Origin of the sequence: uncultured Paraglaciecola sp., assembly GCF_913058035.1 — a bacterium.
Classification (GTDB): domain Bacteria; phylum Pseudomonadota; class Gammaproteobacteria; order Enterobacterales; family Alteromonadaceae; genus Paraglaciecola.
In genome coordinates this window covers 1-19,646 of the sequence record NZ_CAJXPA010000042.1, presented here as the reverse complement: position 1 = coordinate 19,646, position 19,646 = coordinate 1, and the positions used below count along the sequence as shown (strand labels likewise).

The following is a 19,646-nucleotide window of genomic DNA, read 5'->3' as shown; positions in this document are numbered from 1 at the left end:
TCTGGGGTTTTCTGACTCTCCTAATTGTTACTGTCTTCGGACCGCTCTTGACATAAGAGCTTCGCTGCTCAACTGATTTTGACGAGCTTTAGGTCAATTTTTCATTTCTGCATTGACATAATATTAAAAGCACTCTAATGTAAATGATAATCGTTATCATTTACATTAGAGTGCTTTATGTCTTTAGATTACTGCTTTACTTTCTCCGCTGTTGAAATATCTGTTCGTTATGGTGATGGCGATTGCAATACCCGTGACGGAGACATCATAAATTGCTACGTGCATATGGGATTAGCACGAGCCAAAAGCCACTCCTGCATAGCGGCTGTGCAGCATGGGCACATGCGCGTTATCAATACTTTAATTGATGCCATGTGCGATCACTGCCTTTCAAGCGTTTGGCGTCAACAATGTTATCGCTATATAAAACGATTCTTGCCGCTACTATACGAAATGTTGGACCCTCAACAATACCAGCAAAAAGTCCAAGAAATTCAAACCTTACACACTTATTACTTTGAAGATAATCACAGTAAATATCAGCCCACTTGCACTAAACAATCTCGTCAGCTTAGTGTCAAAAAACGACCTTAAATTAACAATGTTTAATAGGAGTTTGTCATGACAGAATATAAATATATTTGTCCTAATCATAGATTTTGGGTCGATTCACACCCCAAAGAAGCGTTTGCTAGCGTTCAGCAGATGACCAAGCTAGCTGAACATTTGCTACAAAAAAATCAACCCAACAAAGCAATACCCTTTTTAGGTACCGCGTTTGAAACAGCGGAAATCATTTTTGATAAACGTCTAGAGTCGCCACAGCTCACCATTAGTTTAACTTCGTTAGCCATTATGTTGGCACATGCCTACGCCTCAACTAACCAAATTGAGGCAGCCAGCGCGTTACTGCAACATCTAAGAAGTAAAATGAAATGTGCTATTGACTGTGCTTTAGGCTATGCCACAAAAGTGGCCTTTTTTGAGCATTGTTCTAGGGCTATCACTGAGGCTAACAGCGACATCATATTAACTGCTGCAGCATCATCAGTGAAAACTAGTTCGAGGTTACAGATCCATTAAAATCAACTTAAAAGCTTGACTTATTGTTAATACGATCAATAATGAGAATCATTATCATTATCATTAAATGGATTAAACATGAACAAATCTTCAATCTCCCTAGCTTTGCTTCTAGCATTGTCTCTTTCTGCTTGCGTAGACGATGGGGATGACGGTACTCAGGGTGTTGATGGCACTGACGGCGTATCAGGAACAAATGGTATTAACGGTGTAAGCAACTTTGTTACTCGAACCGATGTGATCACATCAAATGCAAACATCGCCTATGCCGCTTATGCCGATTCATTAATCTCAGTCCAAACTATGCGCGATACACTCGCCACTTTTATTGCACAACCTACAGAAGCTAACTTCAGCAGTGCTAAAAAATCTTGGTTAGCATCTCGCGAACCTTATGGTCAAACCGAAGTTTATCGCTTTAGAGCCGGTCCAATTGATGCAGTATTAGCCGATGGCTCAATGGGTGAGGATGGCGATGGTCCTGAAGGCCGAATCAATGCATGGCCCTTAGGTGAAGCAATTATCGACTATGTCGCGGTTGTAGTTGACGGTGACTCTGGCCCAGAAAGCGCAGCTAATGCATTAAGCGGTAACGTTATTGCTAATACTGCTGACTATCCAATTATAGATGCCCAAACCATTCAAAGTGTGTCTGAATTTGGTGAAGATGAAAGGAACGTGACGATAGGTTATCACGCAATTGAGTTTTTACTTTGGGGACAGGACTTAAACGAAGATTCGTCTGGTTCGGGAGATAGAGATTCAAGTGGCGGTCAGCGACCAGTAACTGATTTTTCTATCGCTTTAGGTGAATGTACCTCTGGTGACGTTGCGGTAACAGATGATATCTGTGCCAGGCGTGGCGATTATTTGTTAGCCGTAACCGACATATTAATTGCCGATCTAGCCATTATTGCTTCAGCATGGGAACCCAGTGCCGGTGTTCATTACAATGCATTTATTGCAGGTGGTGATCAATCATTAGCAAAAATATTAGAAGGAATGGGCCGCTTAAGTTATGGCGAGCTAGCCGGTGAACGTATCAATATTTCTTTAAAAACGGATTCACAAGAAGATGAACACTCTTGTTTTAGTGATAACACCCACAGAGATATCTTCTTAAATGCTAAAGGTGTTCAGAACTCTTTCAACGCCAGTTATACACGCATCGACGGTGAGCAAATTGAAGGCGCATCTATCTATGATTTAATGGTGGTTGAGGGTGAACATGAACTTGCCAATAACTTGCGTGCTTCACTAGAAGCGACCATGGCAGCCGCTGCAGTTATCGATACTAAAGCCAAAACAGGTACGCCGTTTGATGTGTTAATTCAACAAGGTATTAATCAACCTAATGTAGTTGCAGTCATCGACACATTGGTTAATCAGACTAATTACATCGAACAAGCCATTGTGGCTTTAGGTGTAACCACTAACGATTTACGTCAAGACACTGAAGAGCCTATTGGCAGCTAATTTGGCATAAAAGGGACTTTTTTTAATTGGGGCGGATGCGCCCCTTTGTCATTTCAAAAAAAGTGAAATATTTGGAAAGCATCATGAAAAGTACCACTAACAAACCACTTCAACCCTTCAAAGTTGCGGTGGTTTTAGTATTTTTAACAGCCTGCGGCGGCGGTAGTTCAGACAAAAAAGTCTCACTACCAGTTGTTGTAGCCCCCACACCAAATCCTGAGCCAGTACTCGACCATAGTGGTTTAACACCCCTACATGCCGACACTATCGATGATGCTGAATACTTGTCGGGTGGCGATGCTACCTTATTTATAAGTGATGAAGGTGCGTTTAGCACCCGACCCGATCCCATTGCTGATGATTTTACTTTAGACGGAAATTTTACCTCAGGTGATCACATTTTTAGAACCCCACACGAAGACGCGGGTCCTTTGCTTAACACCAGCAACTGTCAAGGTTGCCACTTAAACGACGGGCGTGGAGTGTTGCCAAACAGCATTGATCAGCCTTTTACTAGCATGTTAATCAAAATTGGCGATAGTTTAGGTGCACCAGATCCTATCTATGGTAATCAACTACAAACGTTTGCTGAACAAAGTTTTAGTACATCAGATTTTACTTCAGGATGGCCCAGCTATAATGGTTCAATTAATGGTGATGTGTTAGTGGGCGAGGCATACACTTATATCGAATTTGAAGAGATAACGGGTAATTATCCAGACGGCACAACTTATAGCCTACGTAATCCCGTCTACAAGACCAAAGATTTAAGTTTTGGCAATTTCACCACCGATATACATTTTTCTCCAAGAGTCGCACCCCAGGTCTTTGGTGTGGGTTTACTAGAGGCTATTCCTGAACAATACATACTCGCACTGGCTGATGACAACGACACCAACAGCGATGGCATTTCAGGCCGAGCTTCGATGGTCACCGACCTGTCTGGAAATGAAACCCGCCTTGGCCGTTTTACTTATAAAGGTCAGACTTCAAGTGTTCTTCAGCAAGGTGCCGCTGCTTATCAAGGTGATATTGGTATTACCAGCAGCCTATTCCCAGATGAATCTTGTACCGAAGCACAAACCGCATGTTTAGCTGTTGCCGAGCGAGAAAAAAAAGTGGGAGAGCAATACGACATCAGCGATTTAGAAATGGCTCAAGTCGAATTTTATAACCGTGTATTAGGTGTGCCCGCTAGGCGCGGATTCGATAGCAACAACGCACAATGGGATACCCACATAGCAGCAGGCCGTCAACAGTTTTTTGAAGTTGACTGTATTGGCTGTCATACCCCAAGACATGTCACTGGTAAAGCAGCAGGTAGTGTACTAGGAGAAATATCATTTAGTGGGCTGCAAGAAAATGCGGCACCTATCGAAATGTTATCCAACCAAACTATTTTCCCTTACACCGATTTGTTACTCCACGATATGGGTGGCAGTTGCGCTGTGACACGTGAAACAGCTGATGAGACAAGTTGTACAACAGGCGAAGAATGTATGTATGTGCAACGCTGCGACGGTTTAGCCGATGGCTTAACGCAAGGTATGGCATCGGGCTCGGAGTGGAAAACACCACCTTTATGGGGAATAGGCTTAGTACAAACTGTGAACGCTGCCGCGACTTTCCTCCACGATGGCCGCGCACGGACTATTGAAGAAGCGGTGTTGTGGCATGGTGGCGAAGCACAAAATAGTTTAACCGCCTTTAAACAACTTAGCAGTGCCCAGCGTTCGCAAGTACTGGCTTTTATTGAGTCACTTTAATGACTATCAATAAATGATAAACAATCGATATTGGCTCATCATTTTGATGACCTGCTTTACAAGCTGTAGCAAAGTATCCGTGCCCGATTTTGAGCAGGCAGAACACCTGCCAGCAGGTGGCATGACCGGAAAAGGTTTGTCTGATAGAAGTTTTGTACAAGTAGGCAGAAATGTAGACCGAAAACAGGAATTACTGTTTTGGACTGGTTTTTCGCTTTTTCGTGATCCTTGGGTCATCGCCCCTAGTTCGACTAAAGACAGGGATGGTCTAGGGCCATTATTCAATACCCGCTCTTGTATTAGCTGCCACTCTTTAGGTGGCAAAGGGCCTGCACCAGAGGAGGGTAACTCTAAACCAACTGCCTTGGTAATTCGCTTTGGCTCTGGTGAGGATGGACTTTTTAGCGATCCTATTTATGGCGATCAATTGCAACCTCGCGCCATCGCTATAACCCATAACAGCATTCAACCTGACTTATTGGGTGAAGCCAAATTGCAATTAGGTTATCAAGCAGTGTATGGCGAGTATGCGGATGGTACAACTTACATCTTGCGTCAGCCCACTTATCAACTCACCGACTTAGCTTATGGAGGTTTAGATAAACGTACTGTTCTTTCGCCGCGCTTTTCTCCAGTGATTTATGGTGTGGGATTGTTAGATGCGATTAGTGAACAAGACTTACTTGCCCAAGAAGATATTTATGATGCCAACCAAGATGGTATATCGGCCAAATACAACCGTGTACCTATTGCACCTTCAAGCCACAACACTGCTACTTTTCATCATTCAGTCGAAAACTCTGCAGGTACAAGCCGCTTAGGCATCGGCCGTTTTGGCCACAAAGCTAAACACCCCAGTTTGCATCAGCAAGTAGCAGCAGCGTTTAGGGATGATATAGGTATCACTAATACTTCCTTTGGTACTGAATCGTGCAGTACTGGGCAACCTAACTGCCAGGCGGCATCAGTTATTGGCGGCCATCAGTCGGTAGAAATTCCTGATAAGTTGTTGGACTTAGTCACTCAATTTAATCAGCTAATTGCTGTGCCCCCTGCTAGAAATTTAGACTCTGCGACAGCCCAACAAGGCCGAGAATTATTTTACAAAATAGGCTGCGAGTCCTGCCACACAGCCAGTTACACAACAGATGCAGAATATCCACACAAGAGCCTTGCCAATCAAACCATCTGGCCTTACACAGATTTGGCTTTACACGATATGGGCGCAGGTTTAGCAGATGGCGTTAACGAGTATGCTGCCAATGGCACCGAATGGCGTACCCCACCTTTATGGGGCATTGGTGCTAGAAAAAACATCCGCAGTGAAAACCTGTATTTACACGATGGTAGAGCCAAAACTGTCGCCGCAGCTATTTTATGGCATGGCGGTGAAGCGCACATTAGCCAACAAAACTTCATTCAATTAAATAAACAACAACGAAACGCATTGTTAGCGTTTTTAGATGCCATTTAGGAGCAGATATGCACAAACTTGTAGATTCTTTGACAAAACTGGCTTTAGCCACATCCATAAGCTTGGCATTAACCGCATGTGGTGGTGGTGGCGGTAGTGTTGGCGGTAGTCGTGGCGCCTCACCTGTGATCCCACCAGTGGTGGTTAACCTTATCCCAACTTCTACCTTAGAAGATCAATTCGCCTTATATTTAGTGGATTTAACAGATAAACACATTATTCCAAGTTATGCAGCCATGCAGACCGAAGCACAAACACTGAAAGATTCAGCAGATGTATTTTGTGCACTCTTATCGGCAAGCACCTCGGCAAGCACCTCGGCAAGCACCTCGACCACTAACTCGCCCAATAGCGCTGACTTAATAACGCTACAACAGGATTGGCAACGTTTTAATGGGGCTTGGCAACAAATTCAATGGTTAAAAGTAGGAGCCGTAGTGGAGGACGATCGCTTACTTCGTATCCAACTTTGGCCTGATGAAAATGATGCCGTTAGTCGTGGTGTTGATGCTCTGATTGCTGAACAATTTGTAATAACTGCCGAGTACGTGTCAGGCGAAAATTTGGGAGCGCAAGGCATACCAGCTCTTGAATATTTGTTATTTTCTGAAGTCGAGAGTGATTCTCTGCTAACGGCAACCGATCGACAAAAACGCTGCGAGGTAAGCAGCGCCATTGCAGAAAACTTATTGAACATGAGCACGGACATTACTGCTGAATGGCAAGCAACAGGAGGCAACTACCGGGCAGAGTTTGTGGCTGGTACAGGCGATTTCACTTCAGTCAAAAATACGCTAGAGGAGTTAACCACTAATTGGCTGCAACATATTGAAATTGTCGAAGATACTAAATTAAATGAAGTGTTAGGTGCTAGTTCACCGGGCAAGGCTCGCGATGCAGAACACTATTTAAGCGATAAGTCATTAGCCAGTATCAGCATCAATATTAACAGTTTTTTAAGTATCTATACTAACGATAACGGTTTGGGATTCGATGCAATCTTAGTTGACTTCCTAGAACAACAAAGCATCAACCAAGAGATCACTTCATCATTAACTACTATCGTCGCCCAAATTGAGCAAATCAATGAAAACTTTGATTCTTACGAAACGATGTTAGCTGATGCAGCAGGTCGCGAGGCATTGACAGACTTAGTCGCAGAAATGCGCGTGCTGATAGATCTTATAGACGTAACTTTCACACAAGCTTTAGATCTTAACCTTGGTTTTAACTCTTCTGACGGCGACTAATTTTTACCATGCAAATAACAACCACCAAAACCCAATATATTCAGCTATCTAGAGTCATGCTAGGCATCGTTAGCGCCCTAATGCTGCCAATAGCAAATTCGGCATCAGCCCAAAATGATGTAGACAAAAATGGGCAAAATAACATCGAAGATGTGATTCAGATTTTTGGCAACAAGCAGGCATTAGAAACGGCGACAGGATCAGGGTTTGTATTAAACAAAGCAGCCTTAGAGCAGTTTGAATTCGACGACATCCATCGTGTTTTACAAAGTGTGCCTGGGGTATATATCCGCGAAGAAGACGGCTACGGATTACGCCCGAATATCGGATTACGGGGAGCTACCAGCGAACGAAGTAGCAAAATAGCCTTGATGGAGGATGGTGTATTAATTGCGCCAGCGCCCTACTCTGCCCCCGCGGCCTATTATTTTCCTAATATATCTCGCATGACTCAGGTTGAAGTATTCAAAGGGCCGTCAGCCATTACTTATGGTCCCAATACTGTAGGCGGCGCAATCAATATGTTGTCCCGCTCAGTGAATGCAAAAGACAGCGGTGAATTAGACTTGGCATTAGGCCAACAAAGTTACGGCAAAGCCCATGGGCATTATTCAAAAAACATCGGTAATTTAGGCTTAATGCTTGAAGGTGTGCACCTAAGAGCTGATGGTTTTAAGTCTTTGGTCAACGATAATAATACCGGTTTTGTAAAAAATGGGATTTTAGCCAAAGCCCATTATGAATTTTCTGACGATCCCTACAACCAGCAAGTCCAATTCAAAGTAGGTTATTCCGAAGAAGTATCTCACGAAACCTATTTAGGACTAACCGATGCCGACTTTACCGATGCTCCCTACCAGCGTTATGCCGCCAGTCAAAACGACAAGTTTGATTGGGAGCATTTACAAATGCAGGCTTCTCACTATATCGAGATAAATCCAGATATAACGTTGCTTACCCAAATGTATCGACGAGACTTTAACCGCGATTGGGATAGATTAAACAGTTTTGTTTCAAGCCGCAGTATCGACCGTGTCTTAGCGGCACCAGAAACAGGCCTAAGTGAACGTTTTTTGAGAATATTAAAAGGTGATACTGATTCGTTAACTTCTGATGAAACCCTAATATTTACCCTCAACGACCGAACTTTTTATTCCCAAGGCATGCAATCCAAACTGTCATGGGACAGTAAACTAGGTGAAGCCGATATGACGGTCGATGCTGGGTTGCGTATTCACCAAGACCAAGTCGAACGACTTCACAGAGCGCGTTACTTCGACATGGTTAGTGGTCAATTGCAGTATACTGGACATACAGATGAAATCACCACCAGCAACAAAGACACCACCACCGCTATTGCCGCCTTTGTGAATTCCAAAATACAATTTGGCGATTTACACACCTCATTTGGATTGCGTGTTGAAAATATAGAGGGCGAGTCCAACAATTATTTAGCACAAACGCTGCAAAACAATAGCGATACCGTGGTGTTGCCAGGTGCTGGGGTGTTTTATCAAATCAGCCCAGAACTAGGTTTATTGGCTGGCATCAACAAAGGTTTTGTGCCCAATAGCCCCGGTGAAGCAAGCGACATCGAGCCAGAAGAAAGTTGGAATTACGAGCTAGGGCTAAGGGCAAGTGTGGCGGATTGGCAAATCGAAGTCATAGGTTTTTTCAACGATTACAGCAATTTAAAAGGCAGTTGCACCTTCTCTAGTGGATGCAAAACAGAGCTTGACGTGGAATTTAACGGTGGCGAAGTCGATATATACGGCGCAGAGTTGAGTGCCAGTGGACAGTTCGAGTTTGCCAATGGTCTGTCGTTGCCCATTAAAATTGCTTACACCCACACTCAATCAGAATTCCAGAGCTCTTTTGACTCAACGTTCTCACAATGGGGCAATGTTAGCGTGGGTGATGAGTTAGCCTATTTGCCAGAAAATCAATTTAATTTACACGTGAGTCTAACGGGTGAAAAATGGCAACTAGTCTTGGCCTACAAATATATCACCGAAATGTCAGAAGCAGCTGGCACAGGTGTTGAGCTAGCAGGAGTGGTGACCTCAGATATCAGTCAAATTGACCTAGCCGCTTGGTACCAAATAAATGCGGCTTTAAAAATATACGTCAAGTTAGATAACCTGACCAATGAAGCAAATATCGTATCTCGCAGGCCTTTTGGCGCAAGACCCGGAAAACCTAGACAGTTTATTCTAGGTGCCAAATATGCGTTTTAATGATAATAATCTTCAATGACAATAATCTTCGATGACAATTAACCGCAGACAATTTATGTTAGGTGCAAGCCAAGCGGCATTAGCCGCTTGGCTTTTGCCCGCCTGCACTGCTCAAAAGTCTGAACAATGGTTAGTCAGCACATGTAACGATCAACAAGGTCAAAATATGGTTGCGGCGATCAACAGTCAAGGACAGATTGTTAGTACAGTCAATCTCCCCGCACGTGGCCATGACTCATTAGCATTGCCACACAAACCCGGACACGCATTGGTATTTGCTCGTCGACCTGATCGCTTTGCCATAGAAGTCGACTTTATCAACAGCGAAATAGTTAGCCACATTCAAAGCCAAGCTGATAGCCATTTTTATGGACATGGTGCATTCTCAAAAGATAATAAATATCTCTACACTACCGAAAATTTGTATGACAAAAAGCGTGGCCTGATTGTGGTGCGAGATGCACAAACCTACCAAGTCTTAGACCGATTCGATTCCGGTGGCATTGGCCCACACGAGTTAATGTTGATGCCTGATGGCAATACATTAGTGATAGCCAACGGTGGCATTGAAACTCACCCTAGCCAGCCACGAAAAAAACTGAATATTAAAACCATGCAACCTAATTTGGCCTACTTTGATATATCAACAGGTAAAATATTGTCTAGTTATGTACCACCGGATAATCAGTTAAGTATCAGACACCTAACGGTTAGCCCAAAGGGTGTCGTTTATACCGGTGCACAGTATCAAGGAAGCAGGTCATCTATTCAGCCCTTAGTTTTTGCCCATCATGGTGAAGATAGTTTACAAGCCTTCAGTGCCTCACAGACACAGTGGTTTAAGATGCAACAATACACCGCCAGTCTTTTAGTTAAAGATGGCTTACTTTGTGTTAGTTGCCCAAGAGGCTCTCACCTTAGTTTTTGGGGTACCGCAACTCAGGAATTTGTTGGCCAACAAATCTTTAGCGATGTATCAGGTGTAGCCTATTCAAATGGCAACTTGTTAGCGTCTAGCGGCAAAGGTTTACTCAAAAAGCTAAACCACGCAAACCCCATAACCGGACCTACGAGTATTAGCTCATTAGCGCTGAAGTTTGATAATCATATGACGATGATTGCTGCGGGTTAAATTGTTATTGATCATATTATAAGTGGAATAAAATAGCTTTTAGATACTAAAACTTATTCCAACAATTTCTCATTATTAATAACACCGTTACAGCTATTCTTAATAATAAACCACTGATTATTATATTCTTCCTAACTAATTAAACCTCGTGAAAGTAATTTGCTTAGTAGACTTATAGAGCTTTTTATATTGCTTTTAATGTTGCTTTTAATATTTCACTCTCAGTGTTCCATGTTAAATCAGATCCAAGTTCCTCGATCATTGAACGATGAATGGGAAGTGTCAACTTTGGAAAAGAAGGATTTAGAGAGTTTATAATAAGCATAACGTTATATTTGAATGCATCGAAACCAAAAAGCTATTTCACCAAAGAGGCAAGGAGGACTAGGAAGTAAAACATCAGCTTTGCTAACTGAGGAAATCAACTGCTCTGAACCCACATTTTTTGGAGGTTTCATTTTAACAAAGAGAGTCTGTTTGAAAGTCATATTAATCAAGCAACTTGCCCCAAAACCTTTTAATTCATAAATTGAGATATCAGGAATCATCAGCGCAAAAAATAAATACTAATACGAATACGAATGATTGTTAATTGAGTTTACGGGTGATACAGTCTTCTTAGACATGCCCTCACGCTACTAATTGTTCCACTAGATGTAAGGTTTAAAGGAAATAACATGAATAATAAAAGTCACCACATTCATCAAGCTGCTTTACTTGTTTTAAGCAGCCCATTACCAAAGATCACGACCTGCGCCACGCGATGGTTATGTTGACCCAACAAGCGAGGACAGGCGTCGAGCTTAGTAGCGAAAAACCGAAACTTTCACCAGTAGAACTTAAAATAAGCAAGCGACCGTTATGAGGAAACCAGCATGCAGAGATATCCACAGAATAGCCCGAACCTAATAAGAGCTGGCCGCCCAATAGATGTTATTGAAACCCGAATTCGTCGGGGTATGGAGCACAATAACCCGCCGCTGGTTAATATTTATCTTTTGCAAATTGCAGACTTAGCGGCAGCCAAAAAAACCTCAGCTGCTAAATTTGTTGTTGCTAAAAGGGCGTTTCAACTTCTTTACGACACTATTGTCGATGAGTCGGTTGCAGTGCATTGGCGCGAGCTTTGTCTAGACAAAATTAATCTACCCCTGCAGTTGATGAAAAAAAGCGGCGACAGCCCTCAGCTTGAGCAGCAGTACCTTCTTCTACAACACAAATTTATATTGCTATGTCAAAATATTTAGTGGAATTAACGCTATAAACATTAGATTCAATAGCATGGATAGCAGTATTAAGTCTGCGACTAGCGATAAAATCAAAGCTAACCAAAGCCGCATTGAAAAAGACAGCATGGGATCGCTTGAGATACCTATTGATGCGCTTTACGGCGCACAAACTCAACGCGCTATCAATAATTTTACGGTGAGTGATCTTACTCTGCCTGAAAACTTTATTCGTGCCCTATTGAGCATTAAGCAAAGCGCGGCCTGCACCAATGTTAAACTGGCACTTATTCCTCAAGATGTGGGTGAAGCGATAAGCATTGCGGCCAACAAATTGTTGGCGACACCGGATTTAATGTCGCATTTTCCGGTCGACGTTTTTCAAACTGGCTCGGGTACCAGCACCAATATGAACGCCAATGAAGTACTGTGTAAACTTGCTAACCAAATGGCTGGTTTGTCGTGCGAGGTGAGTCCTAACGACCACGTAAATTTTGACCAAAGCAGCAATGATGTCATTCCTAGCTGCATCCACGTTAGTGCCGCCATTGCTATAGATCAACAGTTACTGCCTGCGCTCGTCAGCACAGTAGAGATAATTAAACACAAAGCGAAATCACTGTACGGCATCTGCAAAACAGGCAGAACTCACTTAATGGATGCCATGCCCATTAGGATGGATCAAATGTTAGGCGGTTGGGCGGCCCAGTTGTCTCAGAAAATACTTGTATTGCAACATTTACAACCTAGCTTAACGCAACTCGCGATAGGTGGCACAGCGGTTGGCACAGGCATTAATACACATCCAAAGTTTGCGCAAATAGTGTGCGATGATTTAAGCGAAAAGACCGGCCTAGCGTTTCGGCCAAACCCAAACTATTTTGCCGCCATAGGTTCCCAAGACATTGCGGTGAATGTGTCTGGCGCTTTAAAGACAATTGCCGTAGCGCTCATGAAAATATCAAATGATCTAAGGTGGATGAATTCTGGCCCACTTGCCGGCTTAGGCGAAATAGCGCCGCCGGCATTGCAACCCGGTTCTTCTATTATGCCAGGTAAGGTCAATCCTGTTGTGCCGGAGTCGGTTGCTATGGCGGCGGCACAGGTAATCGGCAATGATGTAGCCATCAGTATTGGCAGGCAGTCAGGTAACTTTGAACTCAATGTTATGCTTCCTATGATTGCGCATAACTTGTTGTCGAGCATTGACTTAATGAGCAACAGTTTGATTATGCTGGCAGAAAAAGCGATACAAGGCTTTAGTATCAATCAAGCTAATTTGGATAAAGCACTCGATAAAAACCCCATTTTAGTGACCGCGCTTAACCCAATCATCGGCTACGCGAAAGCGGCTAACATTGCTAAAAGAGCTTATAAAGAAAGTCGTCCCATTGTCGACGTTGCACAACAAATGACGGATATTTCACGCGACGAGTTACTCATTCTTCTTAAACCATTAACCCTCACCAAGGGAGGACTCTAATATGCTCCTTATCTTATCGCCATGAATTTACTGGTGCGTGGCAGCACGAAACTAACGTTTCAAGTTAACTAATAATTTTCATGCAATTCTTTGCAAAGCACACACCATTGTTGACAGTGAAAAATACGATTCACACAAGGGTAAGCACCAAATAGAAGCAATGCTTATAGCGTTTATTAAGCTGTCAAACTACGTTTTTTAGGCACCATAAAATGCTATTTACAAGGGTTAACAAGATACTACTTAACGTTTGTTTGCAATTTTCAGGAGCACTAGTCCAGCAATATTTTTTTGGGTTACAAAACCCAATTCCTGACTGCTCGTGCTTTGAGGGTTGTCGCCGACTAACCAATAACTTCGATTATCACTAATCTGTTTGATATATTTGATGCGTTTAATAATGGTCTGGTACTTAGGGTGATTGACGACGACCACCTGACTTTCTGTGAATCTAAAAAGTGGCCAGGTTAAGCACAATACATAGTCACCTTGATAAAAAGTGGGTGTCATACTGGCACCCACTACTTTATAAAATCGTAACATTATAAAATCGTAACATTATAAAATCGTAACATTATAAAAATCGTAACATTATAAAATCGCAACATTGGTAACTATCTAATGTTGGCTAAGCCTTGGATACACTACCTTTTCGCTGGGTGGATACGGACATATTGCCGTGTAGGTCGACAAATTCTTACTGCGCCAAAAACTATCTGCAAATTCATTCACTAAGCTTAGCAACTGCTCTGCCTTGTCACGCACAATATGTTGTTTACACGCTGATGCAGTTAACATAATTTCATGCACTAAAGAATGTGTATTGGGAAACTGCTCTAATTGTGGTGCCTTAAAATAGTCTCCCCAAATCACCCGGATCTCTTCTTTAACGTTATTAGCATGAATTTCTTTTTCTCGCGTTAAGCGGCTTAGCTGTGAATATTCGGCGGCCGTAAGCTGCGGTTTATCACTTAATTCTGTTATCAGGTCTATAAAGCGCAGCACACTTAAGCAAGCTACCTGCGCTACAATAGGATCATAAATTTTGCACGGAATATCGCAGTGCGCTGCCGCCGAGGCTATTCCAAATTTATTGTCGAATGCGTGAATTAAGCCAGCAATCATATATGTTCCTTATTGGTGTTATTGCGTTTTTTAATCATTACTTTTGTTAGCAGAAATACGCCGGTGCTAAGCAATGCAAATAGCGACACATAATAGGCTGTATGTAAAAAATCGCTGATCCAATGGCTGTGCTCATGGCCAGGGTGAGAGAACGAATAAAAACTAGGGCCTAGTAGCAGGGTAAATATTACACATTGGATAATAGGTTTCATGGTCATTCCTTATTGTAGTTAAATAAACGCTAGAGTCTTTACCCAGAGATTAGTTTGGCTGCTTCGTGGTGACACTGCTAAGCTGACATTGATTTTTTCGTAAAAAACTATCGTCATGCAGATGTCTAAATTGGAGTAAGGCAAAATTGGCTTTGCTCTTACCCCATCTTAATGCTTCTTTTTGCTCCTCAGATTGCTCGTTGAGCAATAGGGCATTAATAATGTTGTAGGCTTTAGTAAACTCGTTCTCACTTAAGGCATGTTCATTTTGTTGGGTATATAATTCAGCTAAGTTATGAAAGCTAGCAAGTAGTGCAGCAACCGCTGCTTTTCCTGAATTGAGCATATTGATAAGCATAATCGCTTCGCAAATCGCGATTTCATAATGCTCAATAGAATCCATAATTTGATTTTTTTCGAAATATGAATTACCTGCTAAAGTATGGTACTTCCAAGACATAAAATGCGGGTCTTGATTAATATTTTTACCCTTTTGCATGCAATCTCTCCAGTAACAAAACAGCACAAATTAACTATGAATATAATAACGTAAATTATTTTGCCTCAAAGCACCTTCGCAGGAAAATAGAGACGGTTACTGTAATGCTCGAAGCGTTATTCAAAATTTTTTTTAAGCCACGTTGCCGTGCCAGGTACATTCCAATTTAAGTTCAAGTATGGGGGTATGTAGAAGTCATATTATGATAGTCGACACAGTAGAATTTATAGTTCTACTGTGTCGTCTGTCTACTCAGCTATCGTGAATGTACCTTTCATCATTGCAAAATGTCCTACAAAAGAACAAAAGAAAGTGTAGTCACCACCTACCTTCAGATCACTAAGATTGAATGAAACACTGTCACTTTCGCCTCCTCCAATAATTTTTGTATTGGCGATGACTCTAATGTCGGCAGGTTTCAAATATTGATTTTCAAGTCCAGCGCTCCATCCTTCTTGTGCTGCCCCTTGCGCATCTTCGGTGGCAGAAAGCACCCAGTTATGGCCCATCGCATTTCGAGGAAGTGAGCCTGTGTGGGTTAAATTAATCGTCACTGTTTTGCAGGCTGATGCAGACACTGTCATTGCTGCAGGAACAAAATTCATATTGTCACCTACTTGAACTTCAATGTTGCAAGAGTTTGCATATACGTCAGAGGAAATGAGTGTTATTAGCAAACATCCATAATATAAAAATTTCATATTTTTACCCTTTATAAAAATTCATGATGACATTAAAATTTACCCAATGCAAATGATAACAATTACTATTTGCGTTAAGTTTTATTTGTTTGCTTTTTAAAATAGAGTGGAATAAGCGTTTATTTACGTAATAAAATGTATCTTATGTCATCAAATTTTTCGCCCAAAAATAAGATCTACACACATCAAATTTAATAACAAATATGCGATAAAAAATCGGGCTATATTTACATACAACCCGTTGCTTAATATCGTCTATCTTTAGGCGATTAAAACGTCATTTTTACAGCCAACCCGATCATTCTAGGTGAAGCCAAAGGCGCATAGAAATTACCATCATCTCCAAATAGAAAGTTCTGGTATGCCTGTCCCGCTGCATATCGTTGGTTACTTATATTTTCCACATTTATTGACACTGACCATTTATCTGTTTCATAGCCTGCTGACAGCCCACCAATATATTGCTTATCTCTGACCGCAGTTCCTTCTGGATTAAGTGGCGTTTTTCCTATTGCTTGCCAGTCTGCTTGCACATACCAATGGTCTGTGAATCGGTAAATCAGGCCTAGATAGGCATCAAATTTCGGTATTAAGTAGACACTATTACCTTTCAGGTTTTGAGTAGAAGTAAATGGATAATCCTTGTACTGGGCATCGGTGTAACCAAACCCTAGATTAATGGAGAGCTTTTTAGTCAGATATCCAGACAGTTCAGCCTCCAAACCTTGGCTTTTTATTGCTGCATCTGAGCTAATCAGATTGGTTGATAAAACTCGACCTTCAGCATCGGTTAAAATACGATTCTCCTGCCAAGTGTTAGCATCGATATAAAATGCCGCGACAGAAAAGAATAATTTGTTTTGGAATAGATACCCTTTGCTGCCTATTTCGTAAGACCATAGTTGCTCTTTGTCATAACTGCCAAATTCATTTGCAATGTCAGCGCCATTACCAGCTACAACTAGGTTGTAATTGCCAGGTAGGTAACCTTTGGTCATTGTGGTGTAAACACTCAGCTCATTATCAAATACATAACTTAGAGAGAATTTAGGAATAAGAGTTTTATCCTGCTCACTTTGTGCGACTTCAGGAAAACCAAACACACCGAGTGCGCCCAAATCCAGTTCGCCTGCATCTTGCTCAATCTCACGTGATGCTGATTCGTAGCGAAGACCAAACGTCATGTTAAGTTGATCCGTCAGAGGATAAATAACCTGTCCGAAAATTGCGGTGTCTTTTGCATCAAAGCGTTGTTCTGGAGCGGGAGAAAAGTCATCGATGTTACCAGGTCCTATTAATGTCGATAATATACGTGTTCGTTCTTGATAGAGGTAATTAAGACCAATTACCCATTGAACAATTTCATCTTCTGCACTGTTAAAACGCGTTTCTAGGTTCCAAAAAGTATCTTTTAACTGAGTCCCTCCTGCACTAAAAGCGGCAGCAGTGAGGTCTAAATCAGTACCATAAGATTCATCGTCTCGATTACGATAGCTGCTCACCACGTGAAAAACGCCGGCATCATAATCTTTTTCTAACGCGAACCCTAACGCCCACTCTTTTGCATTGGTTTGTTTGGGCGCATCGTTGACAATTTCAAAATCACCTACTGTCAGCCCTGCATTAAAAGACTCAGCATACAGTGCGTTATAAGCGTCGATATCCAAAGGGGCAAACTCTTGTTCATAAAGGCCTGGGGCATCAATTTCATTATAAATACCGATCATATTCAGTTGTGTATCATCGTTGAATTGATAACGAAGTCTGGTACTTAGGGCTAAATCATTAATTTCTCCCTGTTCATCAATAGAGCTAGCGATATTTTTCACATAGCTATCACCATGTTCATAACGAAAATTAAATATGCTGCTTAAATTGTTATTCAGATTACCGTAAATATTGCCACTTACTTCTTGAGTAGCGCGTCCTTCAAAAGCCTTTAGTTTTAACCCTATCTGCCCACCTTCTTCACCATCAGGCGCTTGTGAGTTAATAATAATAATTCCGGCATTAGCATTAGCGCCGTACAGGGTACTTTGCGGGCCACGTAAAATTTCAATTTGTTCGATATTATTAAGTTGTATCGTGCCAGGATCACGAAATGGAATACCGTCTACATAAACCGCCACTCGGTTAACGACGAACGGGTTTGATTGAATACCTCGAATAGAAATCGATGTTGGGCCCACCTGACCAATTTGATTGACCGAGACGTTGGGTGCAATTTTGCTTATATCCCTAAGATCTTCAACATTAGCCTTTTTGATGAGTTCACGACTCAATACAGTGACCGAATTAGGAGTTTCAAGGATAGTTTGTTTGAGCTTAAAACCATTCACGACCATTTTTTCAATATTCTGTTCTTGGCTTTCAAGGTCAGAAGACTGAGCAAGGCTGTTTAGGCTTATAGTGGTACTGACTAATATAAGTGCTGTTTTGAACATATATTTCCTTTAGCGCTTCTATCTACTGTCTTTGTTGAGCTGGAAAATAGACAAAGCAATTGTTGAATACTGTTAATCTTAATAGTTATCATTCACAATTATAATTGATAAGTCATCATGATAACTTCAGCAATAAGGTGTTTTATTTCAGCAATTGGGCAAAGCGCTAGTGTTTATTGATTGTCGGTTATTGATTAGCGTTTATTGATTGTTCAAATGACGAGTCACAGTGCTGGCATTAAAGCCATAGTGAGTGTTAAATCTTTCACTAAAATAAGGCAGACTATAGCCAATCCGATAAGCGGTTTCAGATACGCTATGTCCTTGTTCAAGTAACATGATTGCTTTCTCCATTCGACGTTCGGTTACATACTCTTGAATAGTACATCCGTAGCTATTTCGAAATGCTTGGGTAAGTGATCTAATATTGGTCGCAGCTATACTCGCCATTACGGCAAGTGTGGGTACATTTTCAAGATCGGCTTCAATAATGTCCCTAGCCTGCTTAGCATAACGTGTCACGTTTTTAGCTAATATGAAGTCGTTATTTGACAGTACCGCCGTAGCAACCGCCATATACTCATACGCTTTTGCTTCCATATATAACTCTAACGCTTTGCCTTGAAACCACTGATCAGCACTAGAGCAGAGACGTTTCGCTATATCAAAGGGAATATTAGTTGAAATATTGAGCGGTGCATCGGTTGACAGCTTAGCTAAAATATTCTGTAATTCTTCAGACTGTAAAGTAGCGATGTCAGAGAAATGTAAACCACCGGAAAATACCCGCCCTTTACCTATTCGCGTAGTGACATTTTCATCAAAACCTGCAGGACATTGAAGGATTTGCAACGACGCTCCGCAAGTCTGAATTTGCCCGAGCGAAAGGGACTGAAACTGCAAATTAGCAAAGCCAGAACCAATATGCAGACCTTCCGGCACTTTTGTGTTGTATGTGGTGTCAGTGTTTAGATGATGCTGACTTGACCAAAGTTCGCCAAATCGTGTAGTGCCGTTTTCAAATGCCTTATTTTCAGGTGAAATAAGGTCATCTATTTGTTTGAGTTTGCATATCGACATAAACCGTACTTATCTCTTTTTATTCACTTATATTCTGACACTCCGAAGGTTCAGTTCCTTTTAAGTAAAATTTGAAACCTGTGGTTTTAAACATAAACCTGATACTGACAACCATCCGTTATTGATAGGCGAGGTGTAAAATATAGATCGCGCCTTAATGCAAATAATAGCAATGGAGCATGAGGAAATGACAAAGCAAGCAGACGCCAAACAGCAACAGCAGCTAACAAAGTTTGACAGGCATGATGCATCACAAGTCGAACAAGTACAGAACGTCGCAAGAACAAGTGGAGCAAGGCGATACGTGCACACTGTGCAATGACAAATGGGATGAGAACATATGCAGAACATGTCACGCAATAAATATCAAGGCGCTAACGGAAAGTTGCAAGGTGTTAGCATATGGTGATCAGGGTGAGGTACAATTAATGGAAACATCGATGACACCGGTCTCGGAA

Annotated in this window: 18 protein-coding genes; 11 read left to right on the top strand and 7 right to left on the bottom strand. The window is 41.8% G+C overall.

All coding sequences use genetic code 11. The features are described 5' to 3' along the window. The first annotated feature begins 177 nt into the window (after positions 1-177). From QZ562_RS07700 to QZ562_RS07655, 10 genes are all read left to right on the top strand, one after another. Positions 178-594 carry a hypothetical protein gene (locus QZ562_RS07700; protein WP_293758891.1) on the top strand — a complete coding sequence of 139 codons (417 nt, stop codon included), beginning with the start codon at positions 178-180 and terminating at the stop codon, positions 592-594. A gap of 27 nt (positions 595-621) precedes the next feature. Continuing rightward, complete coding sequence (locus QZ562_RS07695) at positions 622-1,083, top strand: hypothetical protein (protein WP_293758889.1); 462 nt, start codon at positions 622-624, stop codon at positions 1,081-1,083. Between the two features lie 78 nt (positions 1,084-1,161). Further along, on the top strand, positions 1,162-2,559 hold the full coding sequence (locus QZ562_RS07690) for an imelysin family protein (RefSeq protein WP_293758887.1): 1,398 nt from the start codon (positions 1,162-1,164) through the stop codon (positions 2,557-2,559). A gap of 83 nt (positions 2,560-2,642) precedes the next feature. Continuing rightward, complete coding sequence (locus QZ562_RS07685; protein ID WP_293758881.1) at positions 2,643-4,325, top strand: di-heme oxidoredictase family protein; 1,683 nt, start codon at positions 2,643-2,645, stop codon at positions 4,323-4,325. Between the two features lie 79 nt (positions 4,326-4,404). After that, the gene (locus QZ562_RS07680; protein WP_293758879.1) at positions 4,405-5,799 is read left to right on the top strand and encodes a di-heme oxidoredictase family protein; all 1,395 of its coding nucleotides are present in this window, start codon (positions 4,405-4,407) and stop codon (positions 5,797-5,799) included. A gap of 8 nt (positions 5,800-5,807) precedes the next feature. Then, a complete protein-coding gene (locus tag QZ562_RS07675; RefSeq protein WP_293758877.1) occupies positions 5,808-7,049 on the top strand; it encodes an imelysin family protein in 1,242 nt (413 codons plus the stop codon). 8 nt (positions 7,050-7,057) lie between these two features. Further along, on the top strand, positions 7,058-9,286 hold the full coding sequence (locus QZ562_RS07670) for a TonB-dependent receptor (protein WP_293758875.1): 2,229 nt from the start codon (positions 7,058-7,060) through the stop codon (positions 9,284-9,286). A gap of 31 nt (positions 9,287-9,317) precedes the next feature. After that, positions 9,318-10,418 carry a DUF1513 domain-containing protein gene (locus QZ562_RS07665; RefSeq protein WP_293758873.1) on the top strand — a complete coding sequence of 367 codons (1,101 nt, stop codon included), beginning with the start codon at positions 9,318-9,320 and terminating at the stop codon, positions 10,416-10,418. Positions 10,419-11,293: 875 nt separating this feature from the next. After that, a complete protein-coding gene (locus QZ562_RS07660; protein ID WP_293758871.1) occupies positions 11,294-11,665 on the top strand; it encodes a hypothetical protein in 372 nt (123 codons plus the stop codon). 34 nt (positions 11,666-11,699) lie between these two features. Next, positions 11,700-13,127 (top strand): class II fumarate hydratase, encoded by a 1,428-nt coding sequence (locus QZ562_RS07655; protein ID WP_293758869.1) that lies wholly within the window; start codon positions 11,700-11,702, stop codon positions 13,125-13,127. Positions 13,128-13,370: 243 nt separating this feature from the next. On the opposite strand, the gene QZ562_RS07650 is transcribed toward QZ562_RS07655, so the two are convergent. The 7 genes from QZ562_RS07650 to QZ562_RS07620 form a co-directional block, all read right to left on the bottom strand. Next, positions 13,371-13,670 (bottom strand): S24/S26 family peptidase, encoded by a 300-nt coding sequence (locus QZ562_RS07650; RefSeq protein WP_293758868.1) that lies wholly within the window; start codon positions 13,668-13,670, stop codon positions 13,371-13,373. Between the two features lie 75 nt (positions 13,671-13,745). Further along, on the bottom strand, positions 13,746-14,252 hold the full coding sequence (gene sodN, locus QZ562_RS07645; protein ID WP_293758867.1) for a superoxide dismutase, Ni: 507 nt from the start codon (positions 14,250-14,252) through the stop codon (positions 13,746-13,748). Further along, positions 14,249-14,464 (bottom strand): hypothetical protein, encoded by a 216-nt coding sequence (locus QZ562_RS07640; RefSeq protein ID WP_293758866.1) that lies wholly within the window; start codon positions 14,462-14,464, stop codon positions 14,249-14,251. Before QZ562_RS07640 ends, sodN begins: the two co-directional genes overlap by 4 nt. 49 nt (positions 14,465-14,513) lie before the next feature. After that, positions 14,514-14,963: a hypothetical protein gene (locus QZ562_RS07635; RefSeq protein ID WP_293758862.1), complete on the bottom strand. Its 450-nt coding sequence runs from the start codon at positions 14,961-14,963 to the stop codon at positions 14,514-14,516. Between the two features lie 248 nt (positions 14,964-15,211). After that, on the bottom strand, positions 15,212-15,664 hold the full coding sequence (azu, locus tag QZ562_RS07630) for an azurin (protein ID WP_293758861.1): 453 nt from the start codon (positions 15,662-15,664) through the stop codon (positions 15,212-15,214). A 269-nt stretch (positions 15,665-15,933) separates the two neighbouring features. Further along, complete coding sequence (locus tag QZ562_RS07625) at positions 15,934-18,108, bottom strand: TonB-dependent receptor (protein WP_293758860.1); 2,175 nt, start codon at positions 18,106-18,108, stop codon at positions 15,934-15,936. A gap of 201 nt (positions 18,109-18,309) precedes the next feature. Further along, the gene (locus QZ562_RS07620; RefSeq protein ID WP_293758859.1) at positions 18,310-19,188 is read right to left on the bottom strand and encodes an AraC family transcriptional regulator; all 879 of its coding nucleotides are present in this window, start codon (positions 19,186-19,188) and stop codon (positions 18,310-18,312) included. Between the two features lie 187 nt (positions 19,189-19,375). Between QZ562_RS07620 and QZ562_RS07615 the strand changes: the two genes are divergently transcribed. Beyond that, complete coding sequence (locus QZ562_RS07615; protein WP_293758858.1) at positions 19,376-19,510, top strand: hypothetical protein; 135 nt, start codon at positions 19,376-19,378, stop codon at positions 19,508-19,510. Positions 19,511-19,646: the final 136 nt, after the last annotated feature.

Excerpts from the sequence above, each read along its gene's own strand:
- QZ562_RS07655 (WP_293758869.1), top strand. The coding sequence starts at position 11,700 with ATGGATAGCAGTATTAAGTCTGCGACTAGCGATAAAATCAAAGCTAAC.
- QZ562_RS07690 (WP_293758887.1), top strand. The coding sequence starts at position 1,162 with ATGAACAAATCTTCAATCTCCCTAGCTTTGCTTCTAGCATTGTCTCTT.
- QZ562_RS07640 (WP_293758866.1), bottom strand. The coding sequence starts at position 14,464 with ATGAAACCTATTATCCAATGTGTAATATTTACCCTGCTACTAGGCCCT.
- QZ562_RS07650 (WP_293758868.1), bottom strand. The coding sequence starts at position 13,670 with ATGTTACGATTTTATAAAGTAGTGGGTGCCAGTATGACACCCACTTTT.
- QZ562_RS07615 (WP_293758858.1), top strand. The coding sequence starts at position 19,376 with ATGACAAAGCAAGCAGACGCCAAACAGCAACAGCAGCTAACAAAGTTT.
- QZ562_RS07635 (WP_293758862.1), bottom strand. The coding sequence starts at position 14,963 with ATGCAAAAGGGTAAAAATATTAATCAAGACCCGCATTTTATGTCTTGG.
- QZ562_RS07700 (WP_293758891.1), top strand. The coding sequence starts at position 178 with ATGTCTTTAGATTACTGCTTTACTTTCTCCGCTGTTGAAATATCTGTT.
- azu (WP_293758861.1), bottom strand. The coding sequence starts at position 15,664 with ATGAAATTTTTATATTATGGATGTTTGCTAATAACACTCATTTCCTCT.
- QZ562_RS07660 (WP_293758871.1), top strand. The coding sequence starts at position 11,294 with ATGCAGAGATATCCACAGAATAGCCCGAACCTAATAAGAGCTGGCCGC.
- QZ562_RS07625 (WP_293758860.1), bottom strand. The coding sequence starts at position 18,108 with ATGTTCAAAACAGCACTTATATTAGTCAGTACCACTATAAGCCTAAAC.
- QZ562_RS07695 (WP_293758889.1), top strand. The coding sequence starts at position 622 with ATGACAGAATATAAATATATTTGTCCTAATCATAGATTTTGGGTCGAT.
- sodN (WP_293758867.1), bottom strand. The coding sequence starts at position 14,252 with ATGATTGCTGGCTTAATTCACGCATTCGACAATAAATTTGGAATAGCC.
- QZ562_RS07675 (WP_293758877.1), top strand. The coding sequence starts at position 5,808 with ATGCACAAACTTGTAGATTCTTTGACAAAACTGGCTTTAGCCACATCC.
- QZ562_RS07620 (WP_293758859.1), bottom strand. The coding sequence starts at position 19,188 with ATGTCGATATGCAAACTCAAACAAATAGATGACCTTATTTCACCTGAA.
- QZ562_RS07685 (WP_293758881.1), top strand. The coding sequence starts at position 2,643 with ATGAAAAGTACCACTAACAAACCACTTCAACCCTTCAAAGTTGCGGTG.
- QZ562_RS07670 (WP_293758875.1), top strand. The coding sequence starts at position 7,058 with ATGCAAATAACAACCACCAAAACCCAATATATTCAGCTATCTAGAGTC.
- QZ562_RS07665 (WP_293758873.1), top strand. The coding sequence starts at position 9,318 with ATGACAATTAACCGCAGACAATTTATGTTAGGTGCAAGCCAAGCGGCA.